Origin of the sequence: Amycolatopsis jiangsuensis (genome assembly GCF_014204865.1) — a bacterium.
Taxonomy (GTDB): Bacteria; Actinomycetota; Actinomycetes; order Mycobacteriales; family Pseudonocardiaceae; genus Amycolatopsis; species Amycolatopsis jiangsuensis.
Map to the genome: position 1 here is coordinate 4,874,768 of NZ_JACHMG010000001.1, position 20,998 is coordinate 4,895,765.

23 protein-coding genes are annotated in these 20,998 nt (G+C 68.3%); 12 read left to right on the top strand and 11 right to left on the bottom strand.

Annotation, left to right across the window (positions count from 1 at the left end; all coding sequences use genetic code 11):
• The first annotated feature begins 4 nt into the window (after window positions 1-4).
• The 3 genes from BJY18_RS21885 to BJY18_RS21895 are packed head-to-tail and all read left to right on the top strand — an operon-like array spanning window position 5 to window position 2,545.
• Window positions 5-817 carry a class I SAM-dependent methyltransferase gene (locus tag BJY18_RS21885; RefSeq protein WP_184781727.1) on the top strand — a complete coding sequence of 271 codons (813 nt, stop codon included), beginning with the start codon at window positions 5-7 and terminating at the stop codon, window positions 815-817.
• Entirely contained in the window at window positions 805-1,005 is a 201-nt protein-coding gene (locus tag BJY18_RS21890) for a hypothetical protein (RefSeq protein WP_184781728.1), read from the top strand. The genes BJY18_RS21885 and BJY18_RS21890 overlap by 13 nt, the downstream gene beginning before the upstream one ends.
• Before the next feature lie 49 nt (window positions 1,006-1,054).
• Entirely contained in the window at window positions 1,055-2,545 is a 1,491-nt protein-coding gene (locus BJY18_RS21895) for an adenylate/guanylate cyclase domain-containing protein (RefSeq protein ID WP_184781729.1), read from the top strand.
• A 22-nt stretch (window positions 2,546-2,567) separates the two neighbouring features.
• Here BJY18_RS21895 and BJY18_RS21900 read toward each other — a convergent pair whose 3' ends face one another.
• Window positions 2,568-3,566 carry a beta-ketoacyl-ACP synthase III gene (locus BJY18_RS21900; RefSeq protein WP_312873922.1) on the bottom strand — a complete coding sequence of 333 codons (999 nt, stop codon included), beginning with the start codon at window positions 3,564-3,566 and terminating at the stop codon, window positions 2,568-2,570.
• Between the two features lie 216 nt (window positions 3,567-3,782).
• On the opposite strand from BJY18_RS21900, the gene BJY18_RS21905 reads away from it, so the two are divergent.
• From BJY18_RS21905 to BJY18_RS21915, 3 genes are all read left to right on the top strand, one after another.
• Entirely contained in the window at window positions 3,783-4,253 is a 471-nt protein-coding gene (locus BJY18_RS21905; protein ID WP_184781730.1) for an Lrp/AsnC family transcriptional regulator, read from the top strand.
• 164 nt (window positions 4,254-4,417) lie between these two features.
• On the top strand, window positions 4,418-4,822 hold the full coding sequence (locus tag BJY18_RS21910) for an SsgA family sporulation/cell division regulator (RefSeq protein WP_184781731.1): 405 nt from the start codon (window positions 4,418-4,420) through the stop codon (window positions 4,820-4,822).
• A 225-nt stretch (window positions 4,823-5,047) separates the two neighbouring features.
• Window positions 5,048-5,734, top strand: coding sequence for a DUF4232 domain-containing protein (locus BJY18_RS21915; protein ID WP_184781732.1), 687 nt, complete (start codon window positions 5,048-5,050; stop codon window positions 5,732-5,734).
• Between the two features lie 84 nt (window positions 5,735-5,818).
• Here BJY18_RS21915 and BJY18_RS21920 read toward each other — a convergent pair whose 3' ends face one another.
• The 3 genes from BJY18_RS21920 to BJY18_RS21930 are packed head-to-tail and all read right to left on the bottom strand — an operon-like array spanning window position 5,819 to window position 8,557.
• Window positions 5,819-6,874: an ABC transporter substrate-binding protein gene (locus BJY18_RS21920; protein WP_184781733.1), complete on the bottom strand. Its 1,056-nt coding sequence runs from the start codon at window positions 6,872-6,874 to the stop codon at window positions 5,819-5,821.
• On the bottom strand, window positions 6,874-7,761 hold the full coding sequence (locus tag BJY18_RS21925; RefSeq protein WP_184781734.1) for an ABC transporter permease: 888 nt from the start codon (window positions 7,759-7,761) through the stop codon (window positions 6,874-6,876). Before BJY18_RS21925 ends, BJY18_RS21920 begins: the two co-directional genes overlap by 1 nt.
• Complete coding sequence (locus BJY18_RS21930) at window positions 7,751-8,557, bottom strand: ABC transporter ATP-binding protein (protein ID WP_184781735.1); 807 nt, start codon at window positions 8,555-8,557, stop codon at window positions 7,751-7,753. Before BJY18_RS21930 ends, BJY18_RS21925 begins: the two co-directional genes overlap by 11 nt.
• Before the next feature lie 192 nt (window positions 8,558-8,749).
• On the opposite strand from BJY18_RS21930, the gene BJY18_RS21935 reads away from it, so the two are divergent.
• Entirely contained in the window at window positions 8,750-10,330 is a 1,581-nt protein-coding gene (locus BJY18_RS21935) for a sensor histidine kinase (protein ID WP_184784771.1), read from the top strand.
• Window positions 10,331-10,346: 16 nt separating this feature from the next.
• Window positions 10,347-11,003, top strand: a complete 657-nt coding sequence (locus BJY18_RS21940; protein ID WP_184781736.1) for a response regulator — start codon at window positions 10,347-10,349, stop codon at window positions 11,001-11,003.
• Between the two features lie 193 nt (window positions 11,004-11,196).
• Here BJY18_RS21940 and BJY18_RS21945 read toward each other — a convergent pair whose 3' ends face one another.
• A complete protein-coding gene (locus tag BJY18_RS21945; RefSeq protein WP_184781737.1) occupies window positions 11,197-11,844 on the bottom strand; it encodes a hypothetical protein in 648 nt (215 codons plus the stop codon).
• Window positions 11,845-11,964: 120 nt separating this feature from the next.
• Window positions 11,965-12,798 (bottom strand): SDR family NAD(P)-dependent oxidoreductase, encoded by an 834-nt coding sequence (locus BJY18_RS21950; RefSeq protein ID WP_184781738.1) that lies wholly within the window; start codon window positions 12,796-12,798, stop codon window positions 11,965-11,967.
• A gap of 73 nt (window positions 12,799-12,871) precedes the next feature.
• Here BJY18_RS21950 and BJY18_RS21955 point away from each other — a divergent pair, with 73 nt between their 5' ends.
• Window positions 12,872-13,096: an RNA-binding S4 domain-containing protein gene (locus BJY18_RS21955; RefSeq protein WP_184781739.1), complete on the top strand. Its 225-nt coding sequence runs from the start codon at window positions 12,872-12,874 to the stop codon at window positions 13,094-13,096.
• Between the two features lie 280 nt (window positions 13,097-13,376).
• On the opposite strand, the gene BJY18_RS21960 is transcribed toward BJY18_RS21955, so the two are convergent.
• The gene (locus BJY18_RS21960; RefSeq protein ID WP_184781740.1) at window positions 13,377-14,312 is read right to left on the bottom strand and encodes an Ldh family oxidoreductase; all 936 of its coding nucleotides are present in this window, start codon (window positions 14,310-14,312) and stop codon (window positions 13,377-13,379) included.
• 92 nt (window positions 14,313-14,404) lie between these two features.
• On the opposite strand from BJY18_RS21960, the gene BJY18_RS21965 reads away from it, so the two are divergent.
• The gene (locus tag BJY18_RS21965; protein WP_184781741.1) at window positions 14,405-14,686 is read left to right on the top strand and encodes a DUF2277 domain-containing protein; all 282 of its coding nucleotides are present in this window, start codon (window positions 14,405-14,407) and stop codon (window positions 14,684-14,686) included.
• A gap of 7 nt (window positions 14,687-14,693) precedes the next feature.
• On the opposite strand, the gene BJY18_RS37000 is transcribed toward BJY18_RS21965, so the two are convergent.
• On the bottom strand, window positions 14,694-14,879 hold the full coding sequence (locus tag BJY18_RS37000; protein ID WP_312873923.1) for a KTSC domain-containing protein: 186 nt from the start codon (window positions 14,877-14,879) through the stop codon (window positions 14,694-14,696).
• Between the two features lie 339 nt (window positions 14,880-15,218).
• Between BJY18_RS37000 and BJY18_RS21975 the strand changes: the two genes are divergently transcribed.
• A complete protein-coding gene (locus BJY18_RS21975) occupies window positions 15,219-15,539 on the top strand; it encodes a hypothetical protein (RefSeq protein WP_184781743.1) in 321 nt (106 codons plus the stop codon).
• A 147-nt stretch (window positions 15,540-15,686) separates the two neighbouring features.
• On the opposite strand, the gene BJY18_RS21980 is transcribed toward BJY18_RS21975, so the two are convergent.
• The 3 genes from BJY18_RS21980 to BJY18_RS21990 form a co-directional block, all read right to left on the bottom strand.
• Window positions 15,687-16,130: an LppA family lipoprotein gene (locus tag BJY18_RS21980; RefSeq protein ID WP_184781744.1), complete on the bottom strand. Its 444-nt coding sequence runs from the start codon at window positions 16,128-16,130 to the stop codon at window positions 15,687-15,689.
• Window positions 16,131-16,251: 121 nt separating this feature from the next.
• Window positions 16,252-17,898: an alpha/beta hydrolase gene (locus BJY18_RS37810; protein WP_184781745.1), complete on the bottom strand. Its 1,647-nt coding sequence runs from the start codon at window positions 17,896-17,898 to the stop codon at window positions 16,252-16,254.
• Window positions 17,899-18,373: 475 nt separating this feature from the next.
• The gene (locus BJY18_RS21990) at window positions 18,374-19,633 is read right to left on the bottom strand and encodes an IS701 family transposase (RefSeq protein WP_446680338.1); all 1,260 of its coding nucleotides are present in this window, start codon (window positions 19,631-19,633) and stop codon (window positions 18,374-18,376) included.
• A gap of 254 nt (window positions 19,634-19,887) precedes the next feature.
• Here BJY18_RS21990 and BJY18_RS21995 point away from each other — a divergent pair.
• A protein-coding gene (locus BJY18_RS21995) for an IS5 family transposase (protein ID WP_184779869.1) occupies window positions 19,888-20,693 on the top strand; the annotation gives its coding sequence in 2 pieces (ribosomal slippage) (window positions 19,888-20,227 and window positions 20,227-20,693; 807 coding nt in all).
• Window positions 20,694-20,998: the final 305 nt, after the last annotated feature.

Consider the following 20,998-nt stretch of genomic DNA (forward strand, 5'->3'; position numbering starts at 1 on the left):
GTCCATGGAGAAGGTGCGGTTCACCGAGGAGAAGGAAACCATGCTGGGCACGCTGTACGGCCGTGCCCTCGATGCCCGCCGGGCCGACTCGGTGCTCGCGGACACCGCGGCCGACGAAGCGGTGCGGCGCATCGACTACGACTTCGCCCGGCTCGGCGTGAACCAGGACACCGCCATGTCCGTGGTGATCCGGGCGCGGGCCATCGACGAACTCGTGCGGACGTGGCTGGCCGAGCACCCGGACGCGGTCGTGCTGCATCTGGGCTGCGGGATGGACTCCCGGGTGTTCCGGCTCGACCCGCCGGCGAGCGTCAGCTGGTTCGATCTCGACTATCCGGACGTGATCGCGCTGCGCGAGCGGCTCTACCCGCGGCGTCCCGGCTACGCCACGATCGGCTCGTCGGTCACCGATCTCGCGTGGCTGGACCAGGTCCCGGCGGATCGGCCCACGCTGATCGTCGCCGAAGGCCTCACCATGTACCTCACCGCCACGACCGGCACGGAGCTGGTGCGCCGGCTCGTCGGCCGGTTCCCGTCCGGCAGGCTCGTCTGCGATTTCTTCAGCACGCTCGGCGTCAAGGCGCAGGTGGTCAATCCGGTGGTCCGCCGGTCGAAGGCGAAACTGCACTGGGGCATCGACGATCCGCACGAGCTGGAGCGCTACGGCCTGCGTCTGGTGTCCTGTTTGGACGCCACCGACTGGGCGCCGCCGGACGTGGTCGCCCGGCTGCCGAGGGCGTCGCGCCTCGCGCTGCGGGCGAGCGCGCTCATTCCCCCGCTGCGCCGGATGGGCCGGATCGGCGAGTGGACGTTCTGACCCTCCACTTCGGACGCTTCGCGTGGCTGCGCAGCACCATGTGCGGTTTCTGCGCGACCACGCACTCGCCGGCCGGCATCACGCTGTTCAGTGGTCGCCACGGCGGCCCCGGATGCTGGAGTCCCGGCAACCGCACCGGCGCCGCGGACGAGCCACCGCTTTTCGCCGTGGCTGCTGCCGGTGGGTGACGACAGGACGGTTTCGCTCCCCGGCCCGGGAACCCATACGATCGGCGGCGTGCACGGGAAGACGGCGGGGCGGTTCCGGCTGGTTCTGCGTACCAGCCTGGGCTTCGCCGGGCTCGGGATCGGCTCTAGTGTCGCCGGCGCCGGGGTCGTGGCTTTGCTGCTGCTCCTGCAGGGGCTGCCCGGCGACGTCGGCGACCGCGGCTGGATCCTGGGCGTCACCGCGGCCGGCGTGGTCGCGCTGAGCCTCCTCGCCGGCACGCTCTGGACGGCGTACCTGCAGCGGCGCACGGTGGTCTGGTTCACGCTCGGCCGGCCACCGGCCGAGGACGAGGCCCGGCGGGCGTTGCGGCTGCCGGTGGACATGGCCGTGGTCAGCGGCACGCTGTGGCTGCTCGGCGCGCTCACGCTCGGCGTCCTCGCGGGGGTACTGGGCTCGGGCGAAGACGCAGCAGGGATGGCGCTCACCATCGGGCTCGGCGGGCTCACCACCGTCGGGCTGACGTACCTGGCCGCGGAATGGGTCGCCCGCCCGGTGATGACGATGGCGCTCGACGTGCTCCCACCGCGGGGTTCGCTGCCGGTCACCGTGCTGACCCGGCTGATCGTCACCTGGGCGCTGGCCTGCGGGGTGCCGTTGATCGGCGTGCTGCTCGTGGCCACCCCGCCGGACCTCGGCCGGGCGGATCCGACGCCGAGCCTGGTCGTGCTGTCGGTGACCGGGCTGGCGACCGGCGCGATCGGCACCGCGCTACTGGCCCGCGCGGTCGCCTCGCCCCTGCACCGGCTGCGGATCGCGCTGGACCGGATCGCCCGCGGCAGCACCGACGTCCGTGTGAACGTGGACGACTCCAGCGAGATCGGCATGCTGCAGACGTCGGTCAACGACCTCGCCGCCGGGCTGCGGGAACAGGACCGGATGCGGGACCTGTTCGGCAGACACGTGGGCACCGACGTCGCCCGGCACGCGCTCGAGTACGGCGCTTCGCTGTCCGGCGACGTCCGCGAGGTCACCGCGTTGTTCGTGGACGTGGTCGATTCCACCGCGCTGGCGTCCCGCACCCCGCCACAGGAACTGGTGGACAAGCTGAACCGGTTCTTCGCCAGCGTGGTTTCCGCGGTCGACGCCCGCGGCGGGCTGGTGAACAAGTTCCAGGGCGACGCCGCGCTGTGCGTCTTCGGCGCGCCCACCCGGCTGTCCGACGGTCCCACGATGGCGCTGGCGGCCGCCCGCGCCATCCGCGACGCAGTCGTCTCCGACGGCGAACTGGACCTGGGCATCGGCGTGGCGACCGGTTCGGTCTTCGCCGGTCAGCTGGGCACGTCGAGCCGGCTGGAGTACACCGTGATCGGCGACGCGGTCAACGAAGCCGCGCGGCTCACCGAACACGCCAAAGCCGCGCCGTCGCGCATCCTCGCCGCCGAGGTGACCGTGAAAGCCGCGCTCGGCGGCGAGCGCGAGCACTGGCGACTGCACGGCGAACTGCACCTGCGCGGCCGCCACCAGTCCACCCGCGCCTGGACGGTGCCCCCACGTCCGTGAAGGCCGCCTCACGGGCCAGGACTCAGGGCAGCTCCGGCCAGGTCAGGACGGTGGAGCCCCAGGTGAGACCGGCGCCGAAGGCGGTGAGCAGCACCCGGTGCCCGGCCGACAGGGTGCCGTCGGCGGCCGCGTCCGACAGGGCGAGCGGGATCGACGCGGCACTCGTGTTGCCGACCCGGTCGATGTTGGCGACCACCGCGTCCGCGGGCAGGCCGAGGTGTTTCGCGGTCGCCTGCAGGATGCGGATGTTGGCCTGGTGGCCCACGAACCGGTCGACATCGCCGACCATCCAGCCCACCTCTTCCAGCACCGCGCGCGAGGATTCCGCCATCCGCGCGCAGGCCTGCCGGAACACCGCGGTGCCCTGCATGACGAGGAACCGCTCCCCCGGATCGTCCGGCACGCGGCGGCGCGAACCACCCGCCTCGACCCAGAGCAGTTCGGCCAGCTCACCCTCGCTGTGCAGGTCGAACGGGCCCAGCGCACCCGGTTCCCCCGGCGCACCGGCACGCAGCAGCAACGCACCGGCGCCGTCGCCGAAGATCGGCACCGTGGCCCGGTCGCCGGGGTCGATCAGCGAGGTGAACACGTCGGCGCCGATCACCAGCACGCGTTCGGCGATCCCGCCGGAGATGAAGCCGCTCGCGGTCGCCAGCGCGTAGACGAAACCACTGCACACCGCGTTCACGTCGAAGGCGGGCACCGTGCCGAGGCCCAGTCGTGCGGCGACCTGCGGCGCGCTCGCCGGGCACATCTGGTCGGGAGTGGAGGTGGCGAGGACGAGCGCGTCCGCGCGGCCACCGCGCAGCGCGGCACGGCCCGCCTCGGCCGCCAGGTCCACTGTGGACTGGCCAGGGGCGGCCTGGCGGCGCTCGCGGATCCCGGTACGGGTGCGGATCCACTCGTCCGTGGTGTCCAGCCGGGCGGCGATCTCGTGGTTGGTGACCACCCGCTCGGGCAGCGCACCGCCCCATCCGGCGACCACGGCGGCACGCCCCGGCGACACTCCTGCGGCACTCACGACGGAACCTCCCAGACCGGGTGGGCGGCGGTTTCCCCGGGCTGCCTCTCTTGTATGGGCTACCCCTTAGTAGACCGGTGAGTTGTGTTGCAGGTCACTAAGAGACCTCTTCCACATTCGCTCGATAGGAGGTATTGCGGTGCGCCATGCCGGTTACCCCTGCCGGGCGGCCGTAAAGACGAGGCGCCCGGCGCGTCCGCCCGGTTAGCCTGGGGCGTGCGCACTCCCGACCTCGACCAGCTGGACCTCGCCATTCTCGCCTGCCTGCAGGCCGACGCCCGCACCATCGCCGAGGTGATCGGCGCCAAGGTCGGCCTGTCCGCGGCGGCCGTGCAACGGCGGATCAAGCGGCTGCGCGAAACCGGGGTGATCGAGAAGGAGGTCGCGGTGCTGTCGCCGGCCGCGCTCGGACTGGACATGACGTTCGTGGTCATGGTCGAGATGGAACGGGAGACCCTGGGGGTACTCGACGTCTTCCGCCGCCAGGTGGTCGCTGAGGGCTGCGTCCAGCAGTGCTACTACGTGACCGGCGCGGCGGACTTCGCACTCGTGGTCACCTGTCCGGACATGGCCGCCTTCGAGGCGTTCAGCCGGCGGATGTTCGTCGACAACCCGGACGTCCGGCACTTCACCACGAGCGTCGCGATGGACCGCGTCAAAGTGGGGCTCACGCTGCCGCTCGCCTGACCTCGGGCGGGCACAAGGGTTCTGTGTCCGGCGTTACGCCACAGAGGACAGATGCAGCCGATCGCGTGAACGTCGGAGAACCGCCGTCACGGCCCGCGGGTTCGGTCATCTCCTTGCCGACCAGTTCGCAAGGCGCGAACGACCGGAGGACACCAGGAGCAGCCGTGGACACCGACGCGATTCACCAGACCCAGTTCGTCCTGCTGAACGAGAGCACCACGCCGGTGCTGTCCCGGCTGTCCTTCCACGCCGGGGAGCCCTTCGCGGTCACCGTCGCATTCCGGACCGAACGCGGACGGTGGATCGAGTGGACGTTCGCGCGGGAACTGCTCGCGACCGGCCTCACCGAACCGTCCGGGATCGGCGACGTACGGATCCGCCCCGACCTGTCCGAGGACGAGGAACTGCTGACGATGGAGATCGAATCGCCGGACGGCTACGCCTCGTTCGAACTGGAGCGCGAGGACATCCGGACGTTCCTGGAGTCCTCCTACGAGCTCGTGCCGCTCGGCGCGGAGAGCGAGCACTTCGACGTCGACCGGCTGATCGAGGAGATCAGCAACGTGTGAGGCCTGCCGATCCCGCGGCACCCAAGGGAAAAGAGCGGTTCGAGTGCGCTGGAGGTACTCGAGCCGCTCTTTTCCTTTCCCGCACGGGTGGACGCGACGCCCCACGATCGGGTTGCCCCGAAGAGAACAACCGCACTCCGGCGCATACCGCAGGCGATCTTGGGCATCTACCCGATGACCTCGAACGACGTGGGTCACGATCACCGGGAAGAGGAGAACATTCGGATGTCCACCACCACGCTCACGCGAGTGTCCCTCGGCGCCGCGGCCATCGCCGGCGTCTTCACCCTCGCCGCCTGCGGTTCGACACCGGATGCCGCCGCGCCCGCCACCTCGGCGGCGCCCAGTGCCTCCTCGTCGGCTCCCTCCGCGTCGGATTCTTCCTCGTCGGATTCCGCGCCCGCCGCGGATTCCGGCGGCTCGCCGGACGCTGCCGAAACGAAGAAGCCGGCCGGGCCCGGCAATTCCACGCCACGCTGCACCACCGATGACCTGTCCGTCTCGCTGGATGCGCCGAAACCGGCCACGGGAGCGGGAGGGAACAGCGGCCAGGTGGAACTTGCGTTGACGTTCAAGAACACCTCGTCCGGCGACTGCGCGCTCTACGGCGTGCCCGGCGTCGACCTGAACGGCCCGGACAGCAAGCCCTACGGCTCGGTGTACCACCTGCCGCGTCAGGACAACGGAGTCGACCACAACGTCGTCGGACCGGGCAAGACGGCGACCGCGTCCATCACCACGCTCAAGGCGGACCAGGGCGCGGGCTGGACGCCGACCGAGGTCACGACCATTCCGCCGGGCCAGACCAAGGCCCTGCACGCCGACTGGCCCGCCGGCCTCGCGATCACCCGCCAGGACGGGGCCACGCACCCGGGCACCTTCGTCAACGGCATTCTCGCCGACCCCGCCTGAACGTACCTTTCCTTCTGGTACACGGAAGTCCGCACACCGACCGTGGGGAAGGCGACGGCCGGAGTGCGGACTCCCGCAGGGGGACTACTGCGCTGAGCGCGCGTGCGCAGCGTCCACGAACCGGGTGGTGTAGGTCTGCGAAAGGTCGATCTCGTCCTTCCTCGGTTTCACGTTGCTGGACGAGGAACCCAGCACCTCGAGCACGTTGCGCGCGCCCGCCGGGTCCATCCGCCCGTCCTCGGTGAACATCGGCAGGCTGTCCTTGAGCGACTTGACGTACAACGCCTTGTCCCCGCCCGCGAACGAGGGCGGCATGATGTCCGCGACCTGCTCCGGGGTGTGCGAGGAAAGCCACTTGAGCGTGTCGACGTAGGCGTTCGCGAGCTTCTGCACCACATCGGGGTAGCGCTTCACGATCTCGCAGCCCATGTACAGCGAGCTGGCCGGGTAGAGCCCGCCGAGCGCGGCACGGGTGCCTTCGACGGTGCGCATGTCGTAGAGCACCTTGGCCTCGCCGGTGTTGGTCAGCTGCGCGATCGTCGGATCGGTGGTCATCCCGGCGTCGATCGCCCCCTGCTGCAGGTTCGAGATGAACGTCTGCCCGGCACCGACTTTCACCGGCGTGTAGTCCTTCCCTCCGACACCGCCGCGCGAGGCCAGCGCCTTGGTGAGGAAGTCGGTCGACGAACCCAGCGACGTGACGCCCAGATTCTTGCCCCGGAAGTCCGCACCGGACCGGATCCGCCCGGCCTTGCCGGTGGCGACCATCTCCGCCTCGCCCGGCACGTTCGAGAACTGCACGACGCTGGTCAGGCACTGGTCCTTGGCCTGCAGATCGATGGTGTGGTCGTAGAACCCGACCACGGCCTGCACCTCACCGGCGAGCAGTGAGGTCTCCGCGTTCGCGCCGGAGGGCTGGTCGTACAGCTCGACGTCGAGGCCCTGCTTGCGGTACTCGCCGAGCTGCTGCGCGAGCTGACCGGGCAGGTAGATCACTTTGGACAGTCCGCCGACCATGATCTTGATGTGCGGCCGTCCGCTGTCGCCGAGATCGATGTTGCGGGAATCGCGGCACGCGGTGACCCCGCTCAGCGTGACCAGTGCGGCCGCGGCCACCGCGAGTGTCCTTTTCAGCCGCATCAGATGCCCCGATTTCCTTCGTCGGTACTCATTTGCGGACGCCAGCGCAGCAGTCGTCGTTCCGCGGTCCCGATGGCCCACTCCGCGAACAAGGCGACCACCATGACGATCAGCATTCCGCCGTAGACGCCGGCGGTGTCGAACGTGCCCTGTGCGTTGGCGATGAGGAAGCCCATCCCCGCCTTGGCCCCGGTGTACTCCCCGACCACGGCACCGATCAGCGCGAACCCGAACGCGACGTGCAGGGACGAGAGGATCCACGAAGTCGCGCTGGGCAACACGATCGACCGCAGCACCTGCCATCGCGTGGCACCGAGGATGCGTGCGTTGTCGATCAGGTTGCGGTCCACCTCGCGGGCACCGGTGAAGGCGTTGAAGAACACCGCGAAGAACACCAGGACGAACACCGTGGCGACCTTCGAGGAAAGCCCGAGCCCGAACCAGATCACGAACAACGCCGCCAGCACGATACGCGGCATCGCGTTGGCTGCCTTGATGAACGGCGCCAGTACCTCGGCGAGATACCGGCTGCGGCCCAGCACCACACCACAGAGCACGCCGGCGATCGCACCGAGCACGAACCCGATGAACGCCTCCTCGACGGTCACCAGGATCTGGTACCAGATGGACCCGAAATCGGTTCCGGTGGTGAACCACTCGGCGAGCCGCTGCCAGATCTTCGAGGGCATCGAATAGAAGAACGGGTCGATCCAGTACCGGCCGGCCAGCTCCCAGCTGCCCAGCCACACCACCACGATCGCCAGCCGCAGCAGCCACACGTTGCGCCGGTGCCGCGCGGCCGAACGCCTGGCCCTGGCCAGCACGTCCTGTTCGGTCTCCAGGACCGGCAGCTGTTCCGCGGCCACGGACGGAGTTTCAAGCGACATTGCTCGCCCCCTTCTGCCGGGCCTTGTCGACCTCGCCACGCAGCGATTCCCAGATGTTCGAGTACAGCGCCCGGAACTCCTCGGTGAGCCGCAGTTCCTCGACCTTGCGCGGACGTTCCAGCGGGATCTCGAAGACGTCCTTCACCGTCGCCGGGCCGGTGGTCAGCACGACCACCTTGTCCGACAGCGCGATCGCCTCGTCGAGATCGTGCGTCACGAACACCACCGCGGCACCGGAACCGGACCACAGCCGCAGCAGCTCGTCCTGCATGAGCGCGCGGGTCTGCACGTCGAGCGCGGAGAACGGCTCGTCCATCAGCAGGATCTTCGGTTCGGTCACGAGCGTCTGGGCCAGCGCGACCCGCTTGCGCATCCCGCCGGAAAGCTGGTGCGGGTAGTACTTCTCGAAACCTGCGAGGCCGACGCGGGAAATCCAGTCCGCCGCCTTCGCCCGTGCGTCGGCCTTGGACTCGCCGCGGAATCGCGGTCCGGACGCCACGTTCTCCAGCACCGAACGCCACGGCATCACCGCGTCGGTCTGGAACATGTAGCCGACACCGTCCGGAATGGACTTCACCTCGGTGCCGTGCACCAGCACCCGTCCGGCCGAGGCCGGCTGCAGCCCGGACACCAGCGACAACGTCGTCGACTTGCCGCACCCGGTCGGACCGACCACGGCGACGAACTGCCCCGGCTCGACGGTCATGCTCAGCTCGCGGACCGCGGTGTGCACCGAACCCGAGCCACTCGGGAACCTTTTGGTGGCTCTGATCAGTTCGATCAAGGGTGGGGCCATGGCGGTGACTCCTTCGTCACGGTGGGGACGCTCACAGGGCTGCCAGGGAGGGTAAGAGGGCCGCGCACGACCGGGAAGCTTGTCGACGTTCTGCGTGCGCTCTGCGCGTTCTCCACGTTTTGCTCGTTTAGCGCACCGCGTTGAGCTGGGGGTATGTTGCCGGGCATGCCGAAGTGGGCGCTCTTTCCGCGGATGCGGTTCACCCGTCAGGTCCTGCTGCTGCAGATCGGCGTGGTGGTGCTCGTGGTCGGCCTCGGCGTCGCGCTGGTCAGCTCGCTGCTGCGTTCCGTGCTCACCGAGCAGTACGGCGAACGGGCGCTGGCGATCGCGAGGTCAGTGGCAGCCGATCCGGTGGTGGTAGCCGGCGCCGCGGCCCGACGGCAGGGCGGGCCGCTCGAGGTGCGGGCGCAGGCGGTGACCGCGTCGACCAACGCGTTGTTCGTAGTGATCACCGACGACAAGCAGATCCGACTCGCACACCCGACCCCGAGCGAGGTGGGTAAGCAGGTCAGCACCCGGGCCGACGACGCGCTCGCCGGCAAGGAAGTGGTGAGTGCCGTGCAGAGAGGCACGTTGGGCGTGTCCGTGCGCAGCAAAGTGCCGATCTGGCAAGGAAAACGGGTGGTCGGCGAGGTCAGCGTCGGCTTCGAGGTGGCCGCACTGACCGGCGAGGTCAACCAGCTCATCGTGCTGACCTCGGTGTTCGCCGCCGGCGCGCTGCTGCTCGGCGCCGGGGCTTCGGCGTTGCTGAACCGGCGGCTGCGCCGGGTGACCCACGGCCTCGAACCACACGAGCTGACCGAACTGCTCTACGAACGCGAGGCCGTACTGCACGGGATCGGCGAAGGCGTGCTGGCCGTCGACGCGCAGCAGCGGGTGACCGTGCGCAACGACGAGGCCGAACGGCTGCTCGGCACGCCGCTCGCGGTGGGGACTCCACTGGCCGAGCTGGACCTCTCGCCCCGCGTGCGCAAAGCGGTCGCGGAAGGGCTGCCGGTGGACAATCTCCTCGCCGTGGCCGGGGACCGGGTGCTCGTGGTCAACTCCCGCGCGGTGCGGCGGGAAGAACGTCCGCTCGGCACCGTGCTGACCTTCCGCGACCGGACCGATCTGGACACGCTCACCCGGGAACTCGACGGCATCCGGTCGCTGTCCGACGGTCTGCGTGCGCAGCGGCACGAGTTCGCGAACCGGCTGCACACGCTGTCCGGGCTGCTGCAGCTCGGCCACCACGCCGAGGCCGAGGAGTACCTGCAGACGCTCACCGAGACCACCGGCGCACGGGCCGAACCGCCGGGTGAGCAGGTCGCCGATCCGTACCTGCAGGCGCTGCTCGTCGCGAAAAGTGAGCAGGCGCAAGAAAAAGGCATGGAACTGCGGCTGTCCGACGACACCCTCGTGCTCGCCGCGGTGACCGATCCGGTCGCGGCCGGCACGGTGATCGGCAACCTGGTCGACAACGCACTGCACGCGGCCCGGATGGGACCGCGCCGGCCGGCCGCAGTCGAACTGGGCCTGCTCGCCGACGGGACGACCTTGCACGTGTCTGTTGTGGACAGTGGTCCGGGCGTCCCGGAATCACTGCGGGACAAGCTGTTCGACGAGGGCGTGTCCACCAAACTCGCGCCGGGCCACGGGCTCGGCCTGGCGCTGGCGCGGCACGCCGCCCGCGCCCACGGCGGCGACGTGTGGCTCGCCGATCCCGGCGGCGGCGCGACCGGCGCGCTGTTCGTCGCCAAGCTCCCCGGCCTGCTGAGCGGGCCTGCGTCGTGAACCTGGAGGTTCCCCGTTGATCCACACCCTGATCGTCGACGACGACTTCCGCGTGGCGGGGGTGCACGCCGGTTTCGTCTCGGAGGTACCGGGATTCACCGTCACCGGTGTCGCGCACACCGCCGCCGAGGCGCGTGCCCGCGTGCGCGAGCTCGCGCCGGATCTGGTGCTGCTCGACGTGTACCTGCCCGACGAGCCGGGGCTGTCCGTGCTGCCCGACCTGCAGACCGACGCGATCGTGCTGTCCGCGGCCACGGACGCCGCGTCGGTGACCGCCGCGATCCGGGCGGGGGCGCTGAACTACCTGATCAAGCCGTTCACGACCCGGCAGCTCGCCGAGCGGCTCACCTCCTACGCGCGTTACCGCGGCCTGCTGACCACCGAAAGGCCACTCAACCAGGACGACGTGGACCGTGCGTTCCGCGCCCTGCACGACCAGGACCGCGCTGCCACCCCGAAGGGCCAGTCGAGCGCCACCGCGCGGCTGGTCTCCGAGCGGCTGCGCAGTTCACCGGCTCCGCTCTCGGCCGCCGAGGTGGCCGGCGAACTGGGCATGGCCCGCGCGACGGCGCAGCGCTACCTCACCGCGCTGGCCGAATCCGGAGCAGTGGAGATGCGGCTACGCTACGGCGCGACGGGACGGCCAGAGCACGAGTACGTGTGGGTCGGTTGAAGCTCAGCGCAGCCCGGACATCTTCTGCGCCAGCTCCGTCCACGGCTGCCACTGCCGCCCGACCTACCGCCGGAAATCCCTTCGGGCCCGGCTGAAGCTCAGCGCAACCCCGACACCCTCTGCACCAACTCCAACCACAGCCGCCACCGCCACCCGACCTACCGCCGGAAACCCCCTCGGGCCCGGCTGAAGCTCAGCGCAGCCCGGACATCTTCTGCGCCAGCTCCGTCCACGGCTGCCACTGCTGCTCGACGTACTGCCGGAAGTCCTTCTTCGGCGCCGCACTGGTGGCGGGCGCGGGCTTGGGGGCGTCCGCGCGAGCCTCGTCCTGGTCCGAGCGCTCCGACGGTGCGGAGGCACGCGGGGTGGTCGGCCGGACGGTGGCATGCTTGCTGGTCGGCTCGTCGTGCGCGGGCACCGGCACGTAAACGGTGACCGGCGCGGCGGCCTTCGGCGGGGCGGGCGGCGGCGACTGGTGCTGCGGTGGCGGCGGAGCGGTCACGACGCGCTGGTCGGCCTCCGCCACCGCGTCGTCCTGCTCGTGCCCGAGCACACCGCCCGCGACGAGGCCACCGCCGAGCCAGCCGAGCGCGATCAGCGCGAGCGCCACGCTGCCGGTGGCCCAGGACCGCCGGCGCCGACGCACGGCCACCGCGGACTCCGCGGTGTGCAGGCCGGTGACGACCGGGATCGGCCGGGTCTCCTCGCAGCTGCTCTCCTCGCCTGCCTCCTCCGGGCTCTGCCTGCTGCGCGGCACGCTCGCCGCGATGATCCCGGTTCGGTCGGCCAGCTCCGTGGCCGGGCGGCTTCCGGCCGGCCGGCTCTCGACGAGGCGCAACATCGGGGTTACCTCCGGGATACGGGCACACGGATGGACACCCGCATTCTGGTGCATTTCCGACGGTTCTGTCAGAAAAGCAACTCCATCGAGTGATCATCGCTTTCCGTGACTGGCATCGGATCAGTTCCGGTCGAGCCGTTTCAACCCGGGACGGGCCAGCAGGGCGAGTGGTCGCTGGTAGGCCGAAGCGAGCACGCGCGGGATCGCGTCGATCACGTAGGCGTCCGGTCCGATCAGGATCCGGGCGGAGCGCCGGCGCACCCCGCGCAGGATCGTCTCGGCCGCTTTCTTCGGTGTGGTCAGGGCAATTTTCTCGAAGCCGGCCGCGGCGGCCTCCTGGTCGCCCTCGTGTCCACCGCGTGCGTGCCGCGCGATGCCGGTCTTGACTCCGCCCGGGTGCACGCAGCTCACGCCGACCGGACGACGGCCGGCCAGCATTTCCTCCCGCAGCGACTCGGTGAATCCGCGAACGGCGAACTTCGCCGCGTTGTACGCACTCTGCGTGGGCACTCCGACGAATCCGAACACGCTCGAGAGATTGACAACGTACCCGTCGCCGGAAGCAATGAGGTGCGGCAGGAAAGCCTTGGTGCCGTTCACCACCCCGCCGAGATTGACGCCGAGCAGCCAGTCGAAGTCCTCGAAGCGCATCTCCTCCACGGTCGCGCCGAGGGCCACACCCGCGTTGTTCACCACGAGGTTGGCCTGCCCGAAGTCGGCGACCACCTCGTCGGCGTGCGCGAGCACCGCGGCCCGGTCGGCGACGTCGAGCGGGTAACCGCGCACCTCCGCCCCGCGCGCCCGAACCTCGGCGACGGTGGTTTCCAGGCCGGACTCGTCCAGGTCGGACAGCGCCAGCCGGGCCCCGCACACCGCCAGCTCGTACGCCAGCGCCTGGCCGATCCCCGACCCCGCTCCGGTGATCGCGGCCACTTTGCCCGTGAAGTCCTTCATCGCGGCTCCCTCGCCTCGGCATGCGGATCCTGGTCGCGCACGAGCCCGTACGGTCCGTGACATGATGCCGCACATGAGCGACCCCGTGCGCGACGTCCACATCACCGGTGCACCGATCAAGCTGGGCCAGTTCCTCAAACTGGCCGGCCTGGCCGAGGACGGCGCGGACGCGAAGGATCTCATCGAGGCAGAAGAGGTCACGGTCAACGGCGAGACCGAAACCCGCCGAGGCCGCCAGCTCACGGCCGGCGACGTGGTCGCACTGGGCGACGACCGCGCCCGCGTGACCACGGGTTGAGCCGGACTCGATCGTCCACGGCTGCCCCAGCCGACCAGTTGAGCTCGACTCGCTGGGCCACGGCTGCGCGCGCACCATCTGAGCTCGATTGGCTCGGACACGGCTGCGCACGTACAGGCTGAACCTGGCTCGGACACGGCTGCGTGACCACAGTCGAGCCCGGTTCACCCGGCCGAACCCCGTGCCAGCCCACCCGATCACCCCAGCGTGGCGACAAGGGGTCCAGCCGGCCGACCACACACAGCGAGCCGCAGCCCAGCCGGCCGGAGCGAACAGGCCGCTACCCCACCGTGGTCAGCGGGGGCAGGCTCAGTTTCAGCGCGAGCGAATCCAGCTGCCGGCGGACCGAGGCGGACAGGGGCACGCCCAGCGCGCGGCACTGTTCGAGGTACTGCGCCTCCCGCCAGCCGGGGTACCGGATCGGGCCGCCGCCCTCCCAGCCGAGCATGCTGCCGAACAGGGCGCTCGCCGCGCGGTAGAAGCCGTCCGCGCTGCGGAGGGTGGTCGGGGCGATCGCCATGACCAGCAGGCCGGTGTCGTGCTCGTGGTCGGCCACGCCGGAGAGCACACCGGCCAGCACGTCCACCATCAGCGCGAAACCGGCGAACTGCGGGTTCCTCGCCGCGTCACCGAGATCCACGTCCAGCATGAACTCCGGGTACGCCCCGGCGGGGGCGGCCATGCCGAGCGGATGCGCCGGTTGGTCCTCCACGCCGCCGGCGGCCAGCACGAGCCCGATCATCCCGTGCGGCAACGCCCGCGCCGCGTGGTGCCCGGCGCGGCCGAACGGGCCCGCGCCGCGCATGGACACCAGTCCGACACCGAACCGGCCGGCCCGGACGACCGCGCGGTCCATCGCGTCGCCGACAGCCCACAATCCGCTGGCGCGACGGTAATCGATGAGCGCGGCCGCGCCTCGGTCCGCGATCAGCAGTGGTTCCGCGCCAGGACTGACGAAACCGCTTTCCACGGCGGGCAGATGGAGCTGGAGCAACTGCTGCACCCCGGTGTCCGGCGCACCGGTGAGATCGCCGTGGCACAACGCTTCCGCGGCCATTCGCGCGCGGGCGTCCGGAAAGCCGTGTGCCGTCAGCACCAGGGAAACGAGCGTGACCAGTTCGTCGGCGGGAACCCGGTGCCACGCCTGTTCGGGAATGCGGGTGTCGGTGGGAGCGGTGGACGGGGCGGGACGGCGGGACCGAGGTCTGAGGGGCACTTCACCGAGAGTGCCGGGCGGTCTCTCGCCGCGTCAACGAGGATGGCCCGAGAGTGTGATGCGAGCGTCCGAAGAGCACTACCCTGAACCACATGTGCCGAAACATCACCACCCTGCGCGGCCTGCAGCCCGCCGCGACGACGGAAGAGATCGAAGCCGCGGCACGCCAGTACGTGCGCAAAGTGACCGGCGTGCAGTCCCTTTCGGACGCGACCCGCGACCCGTTCGAGGAAGCGGTCGCGGAGATCGCCACGATCACCGCCCGGCTGCTCGACGAACTGCCGCAGCGCCGTCAGCCACCGGCCACCGTGCCGCCGCTGCGCCGCCCCGAGGTCCGCGCCCGGATGGCGTTGCGGGAGCTCGAGAACCCCTGACCGGCGCTCAGTCGACCCGGCGGAACCCGAAGCGTGGCTTGATCTCCAGGTTCAGGTACCGCCCGTGGCTCTCCGCGGCCAGGAACTCCCGGTGCACGCGGGCGGGCACGAGGAAGTACTGGTAGACCACGCCGGAGTGAAAGCCGACCTCGCACACGCGACGAGCCGGGTCGTACCCGACGTCACGGATCACCGACGACTCGACCGGAACACGGCGCACACCACACGGTAACGCTGCCCGGCAACGAAAGCCCGGCCCCGACGAACCACCCTCAGCCGATCCCGGTCACACGCACACCGCTCGCCGCGCCGGACGACCCGGGACGACGAGCGGCGGGGCGCCGGTACCGCCGGAGCGGAAGCGGAGGGATTTGAACCCCGGTAGGTTTCCCTACGGACGCTTTCAAGCTGAACGGGGGTTAGCGCTGTGCTCGCCTGGCTTTTACCTGGACAGACGCACTCTAGCAGCGAACGCAACCGCCCTAGGCGACTGGACTGGGTTTGATCTTCGCCGCTCAGCCGCGGCCCGAACGTGTCCAACCTCGACCGGAAAGCCACCGTCTCCGGGCTGAGCTGGATCGCCACCGCCGGCATGAAGTCGGTCAACCTCGACACGCTCGCCGTCAACCGCGGCGACGCCGTCGCATTCGCCGGGCTCACCACCGGCAGCGGCACCGCACCGAGACTCGCCTCAACCACACTCCCCACCGGCGCCGGCGCGGCCGCGCTACTGAACGAAACCCCGTACAGCGTGTACCGGTCCGGGCAGGTCGCCCCGTTGCCGTTGACGCTGAATCTCAGCGATGCCGCGTGGAACAGGGCTAATCAAAAGTTCTGGGGCTCACTGCGATGAGCAGGCGGTCATGCCAACACCGGCCAGCAACCAGCAGGCCACCGCGAACAGTGTCCGAGGCGCAGACGGCGGCTCTTGATTACCGATTTGGAACGGGGCAGCGGGTTCATTCTGATTCGTTCTCCGGCACCAAAACCCGACGCACGACTACTTCTTGATGAGGTGGCACCCCGTGGTCAAGGACATGACAGTGTACTTTGCTGACCCTACGGACAGCTCCGCACCAAGCTGGTCCGCGAGGTTGAGTTCGGCGTCGCCGGCCTGGTTCGTGTCAAGAGTTATGGTGGTGAATCCATACCCGCCGGCGACCTCCCGCACTACCTCCTTGACCTTCGCCCACTGAGGCAATAGGGAGGTCTGCGCGTACCACCGTGGCAAGAACTTTTTGCCGGCCTCTTGCTCCGTCACGTCCGGAAACTGTGGGGCGCAACCGCGGTAATCGTCCGAATTGGGCTCCTCAGTCCATTGTGTGACCCCGAATTCGGCAGTGAGGCGCTCGCGGAGCGCGGTGCGGAGCTTCTCGTAACCAACGACAGCCTTGTCGAGCGTCGGCCGAGTCGCCAGTTGAGCGTGCTGTTGTTGCTTCGACATCGATGGTCCCGGGGATTGAGGGTCAAGATACTCGTGGCCGCCGGAGCATCCGCCCAGCAGAATTGTACCAGTCAACGCTGCGACGATCGGCCATGCTCGTGAAGACAAGTTGATCGGCTTTCTACCTTGCAGGGATCGTGAGCTGCGGTTTTCCGGCCACCACCGCGGCGATGTTGTGTTTGCTGGTGCTATCTACACCGTTCGGCGCGGTCATCGCGTACTCACTGTGGCCATGGGAGGCCACGAACGGGCCGGAAGCATCGGCGGAGAGCTGATTCACGCCGTCCATCGTGTACGGCGCAGCCCCGTAACGCCATATTTCCGGTACCCACTGCGCGACAGGATCGCCGTCTGCCTTGATGTTGTAAACATGCCCATCGGGCACCTTAAGGTCATGTGCGGTGTTGTCGATGCCGAAATGATCTGCGACGCCAGGTGAGCCGAAGACCACTGCGTCGTCGACACCGGTACCCGGGTGAGCGAGGCTGATGCCAGTCACTATCGACCCTTGAGAGTGGCCAAGAGCAGTCAGGTGTGGCTCAACAGGCCGCGATGCGTTGATACCCTGGTCGAAACGAGCGAGCTTGTCGCCGCCAATATCGACGTTTTCCGCAGTACCAAGATCAATCAGCGACGATAGGTCGCTGAAAGAGGAAGGTTCATAGCCTAGCCAAGTGACCGTAGCGACGTTGGACATATCACCAGCGCGGCGCAACATGTCCTCCGCGCTCTTGCCAACACCATCCATGTCGTGGACGTAGCCGTTCATATTTCCGTCAACTGTTGAGTTCATGCCGGGCGTGAACACTGCCACATGCTGTGCGGTATCCACATTGCCGGTAGCGATGGCCGCCTTTGGGTGATCGCCCGTAAGGTCGAGAGACATAAGCTGCCTATTAGGGTTAAGAGTGCCATCGGGGTTATGCATCATACCAGTGATCGCATTAATTGCCTTGAGTCGTTCCTCGAGCCGAGCAATCTCGTCTGAGTCACCATCTTCTCGCCTCAACCGGTCCAGGTCAGTAGTGAAGCTTTGCTTCTCCTTCTCCAATAGAAGGAGGTTTGCCTTACTACGGTCCGCGGCTTTCACCCCATCCCGGTTACCAACGAGTTCGGGATGCTCGGCAATCATCTGCTGTCGCTCCCTATCAGACAATGCCGCCCACCATGCCGCGTTCATCGACGGGTCTGCATCGACCGGCGGAGGCGATAGTACCGACAGCCCAGCCGTGAGAGCGCCCGAGTTACCCGCGGCAGCCAAGCTCACCTTGTCGTTATCGTCGGCGGTGGCATCGATGGTATGTCCAGAAAGGATGCGGTCGAGCACAATGCAAAAGTCGTTGTCGACGTCTGCGGCCTGCCGAAGCACCTCCTCGACGCGGTCGGCCAGCTCGACCGCTACGCGTTTACGTTCATCCGCAACAACCTCTTTTTGATTGTCGGGGGTGTCCGGTGGCGGTCCGGGATCCGTAACGCTTCCATCATCGCCAATGGTCATATGATGCGAGGCCGCAATTGCCTGCGCCTCTCGGACACCATTTTGCACCCCGGCGATGGCATCACCGACATCGCCGGCACTGCGGCGCAGCGCTGCGACCTCGGCGGCATGCTCTTCCAAACCGTCGATGATCTGGCGGACCTCTTGAGTAGCGGCGTCTGCGGCGGTGCCTCGCCAGCCGTCCGGCGTGTTGATGTCGCGCAAATCGTCCGAGCAAGCTACGAGCTTGTTGTAAGCCGCATTGATCGGCCCAACCGCATCGTTGAGCACAGCCGGATTCCAACGAACGACCTCAGCCCAGTTCACCATTAGACGGCCTTGCTAACGCGACTGACACCAGTGGCAGGTATCAGGTCCGCCGCCGCTACCGCCTCTTGATGGGCATATAGATCAGCAGCTCGGCTCACATTCGCCGCGTGTGTGCTGAGCCGAGACTCAAAGCCCTGTTCTCGATCCTCGATCGCTCGCCGGACCTCGCCCATCTTCCCCACTGCCCGGGCACCCGGCATGCCGAGATCACCGCTCGGCACGACGCTGCCACATGCCGCGCCGCGCAGGCCGTCCGCAACCCGCCCCGCTGCCCCTCCTGCGTGGCGGATCTTCTCGATCACCACCTGGTAACGACCGTCCACAGCCCCTCCCCGCTTTGGTAGTCGGTCGATCACCCTACGGGAACTGAGGGGGGCAATTCAACACCTGAGACGCGCGCCAACCTGCCTAGTACTCCAGCCGTAGATCGTGATGTTCATGGTTCTCGGGTGGCTTGTCGCTGGTAGTGGGCCTGCCGTGCTCGGTATTGGTGTTGTCTGCGCCAGATCGAGCAGCGTAGTCGGTGCGCGATGTCGGTGATCGGTGTGATGGCGAGTGTGGCGAATAGGTGCTGGACTTCGTTGCAGGTCAAGGAAATCCAGTCGGTCGAGGTCGCTTGCCGGGTGCGCTCGGTGGCGGCAACGATGGTGAGGAAGGCGTGGGCGAGCATCGCCAGGATGGTCCAGCGGTGCCAGGAGGTCCAGCGGCGGACTTGGTGCTGGTCAAGTCCGGTGAGTCCTTTGCTGGTTTGGAAGGATTCCTCGACGCGCCATCGGGTTCCGGCCACCCGCACCAGAACGGGCAGCGCGGTGGCAGTGGCTGCGAAGCAGCGGTAGAACGCGAGTTCTTTCGTGCGGCGGTTGCGCCGGATCAGCAGCCACCGGTGTCCCGCCGGTGTGGTGTCAGGGTCGATGTCGATCAGGGCCCAGTCGTAGTAGCGGTGTCCTTTCGCGCCCGCACCGGCGGAGAAGCGTTGCCACACGTGTTTCGGCAGCCGTCCCGCGAGGTCGTCGGGGCGGAAGGTGCCGACTCCGGTCGCGACGCGGCGGTCGCGTCCGATGGCCAGCACGTAGCCGGCACCACGGTGTTCCAGTTCCGTGCGCAGGTGCGGGTCGGCGCCATACACTTCGTCGCCGGTCACCCAGGACGCCGTGATTCCGGCGTCGAGGGTGCGGGCGATCATCTCGGTGGCCAGCGCCGGTTTGGTCGCGAACGCGATGTTCTCGTCGATTCCGGCCGCGTGGCAGCGTTCGGGGTCGCTGGTCCAGGACTTCGGCAGATACAGGGCCCGGTCCACGAAGGCGTGTCCCGCGGTGGTGGCGTAGGTCAGATAGACCGCGACCTGGGAGTTCTCGATCCGCCCAGCAGTGCCCGTGTACTGGCGCTGCGTCCCGACCGTGTGGCTGCCTTTCTTCACATCCCCGGTCTCGTCCACGATCAGGACCGCGTCAGTCTCACCGAGGTGCTCGACCACGTAGTCACGCAGGTCGTCGCGTACCGCGTCGGCGTCCCACACCGCCCGCGCCAGCACATGCTGCAACCTGTCCGGGCTCGGGTCCCCGACATACTCGGCGATGGTCCAGCAATTCTTCCGCGGCAACTCAGACATCAACCCCAGCAACAACTTCTCCGCCCCACGACGCGGTTCGACCCGCCCGAACCGGCCCGCGATCCGCCCCATGAGCTCATCGAACATCGCCCGCCACCGGACAGGGTCTATGCTCACACCTGCGGCCGTCAGGCGATCTTGGGAAGTCCACACAACCAACCATGATCAACTGTCGGCCGCACCCATCTCCAGGCACCCCCCCCACCAGCCCCGATCACGAAGTCCGGCTGGAGTACTAGACGACAAGACCGGCAGTTCTACATACAGGGGTCTGAGTACAAATACTTAGAGCGTGTCTCACTTGGTTGTTGGTTGAGGTGTGGGCATGATCATGAGCTGTGATGGACGAGTTGTCGCGACGGCTGGTGCCCGACGAGTTGTGGGCGCTGGTCGAACCGTTGATCCCGCCGGGAAAGACGCGCCCGCAGGGTGGCGGCATGTCACGAGTGGGCGACCGGGCGGTGTTCACCGCGATCGTGTTCGTGCTGACCAGCGGCTGCGCCTGGCGACATCTGCCGCCCAGCTTCGGGGTCACCGTGCCGACAGCGCATCGGCGGTTCACCGAGTGGACCAAGGTCGGCCTGTGGCGCGATGTGCACCGGGCGGTGCTGGACGAACTTGGCGGCAAGGGCATGATCGACTGGTCGCGTGCGGTCCTGGACGGAGCATCCGTCAGGGCCAAAAGGGGGGCGGTCTGACCGGTCGGAGCCCGGTCGATCGCGGCAAGCCCGGCTCGAAGATCCATGTGCTGTCCGACCGGGCCGGACTTCCGTTAACCGTTGGGATCTCCGCGGCCAACACTCACGACAGTCACGCGCTCAGACCCTTGGTCAACGCGCTGCCGCCGATCCGGTCTCGCCGCGGACCGCGCCGCCGGAAACCGGCCAAGCTCCACGCCGACAAGGCCTACGACATCCCAGCCCTACGCGACTGGCTCCGCCGGCGCGGGATCATCCCGCGCATCGCCCGCAAGGGCATCGAATCCACCGAGAAACTCGGAAGACACCGGTGGGTGATCGAACGGTCCATCGCCTGGCTGACCAGCTACCGGCGCCTGACCATCCGCTACGAACGCAAACCCAGCCACTACCTCGCCTTCCTCACCCTCGCCGCCACCATCACCTGTTACAAGAAACTCGCCAAATGAGACACGCTCTTAGCCGTCTCCATTGGCTTGGGGATGCTGTATTTCGCCTGCGTGCTCGGGTTGCGGCCCCCCGCGGACTTGTGCGGCAAGCGCCTCGAGCCGTGCGGCCAGCTCCGATGTGGTCTTCGGCACGGTACCTTCGCCGATCGATCGGCGAAGTCGGTCTGCTGCCTCTTCAAGGTCGGCCGCTGCAGCATCCAAATGCCCAGCGATCAGGTAAGGAGGTACCTCCGCTTGCATATCGAAATTCCCCAATTCAGAGTAGGACGGTAGTCGTTGATGACCTCGGGGGCCGGTGACCCGAT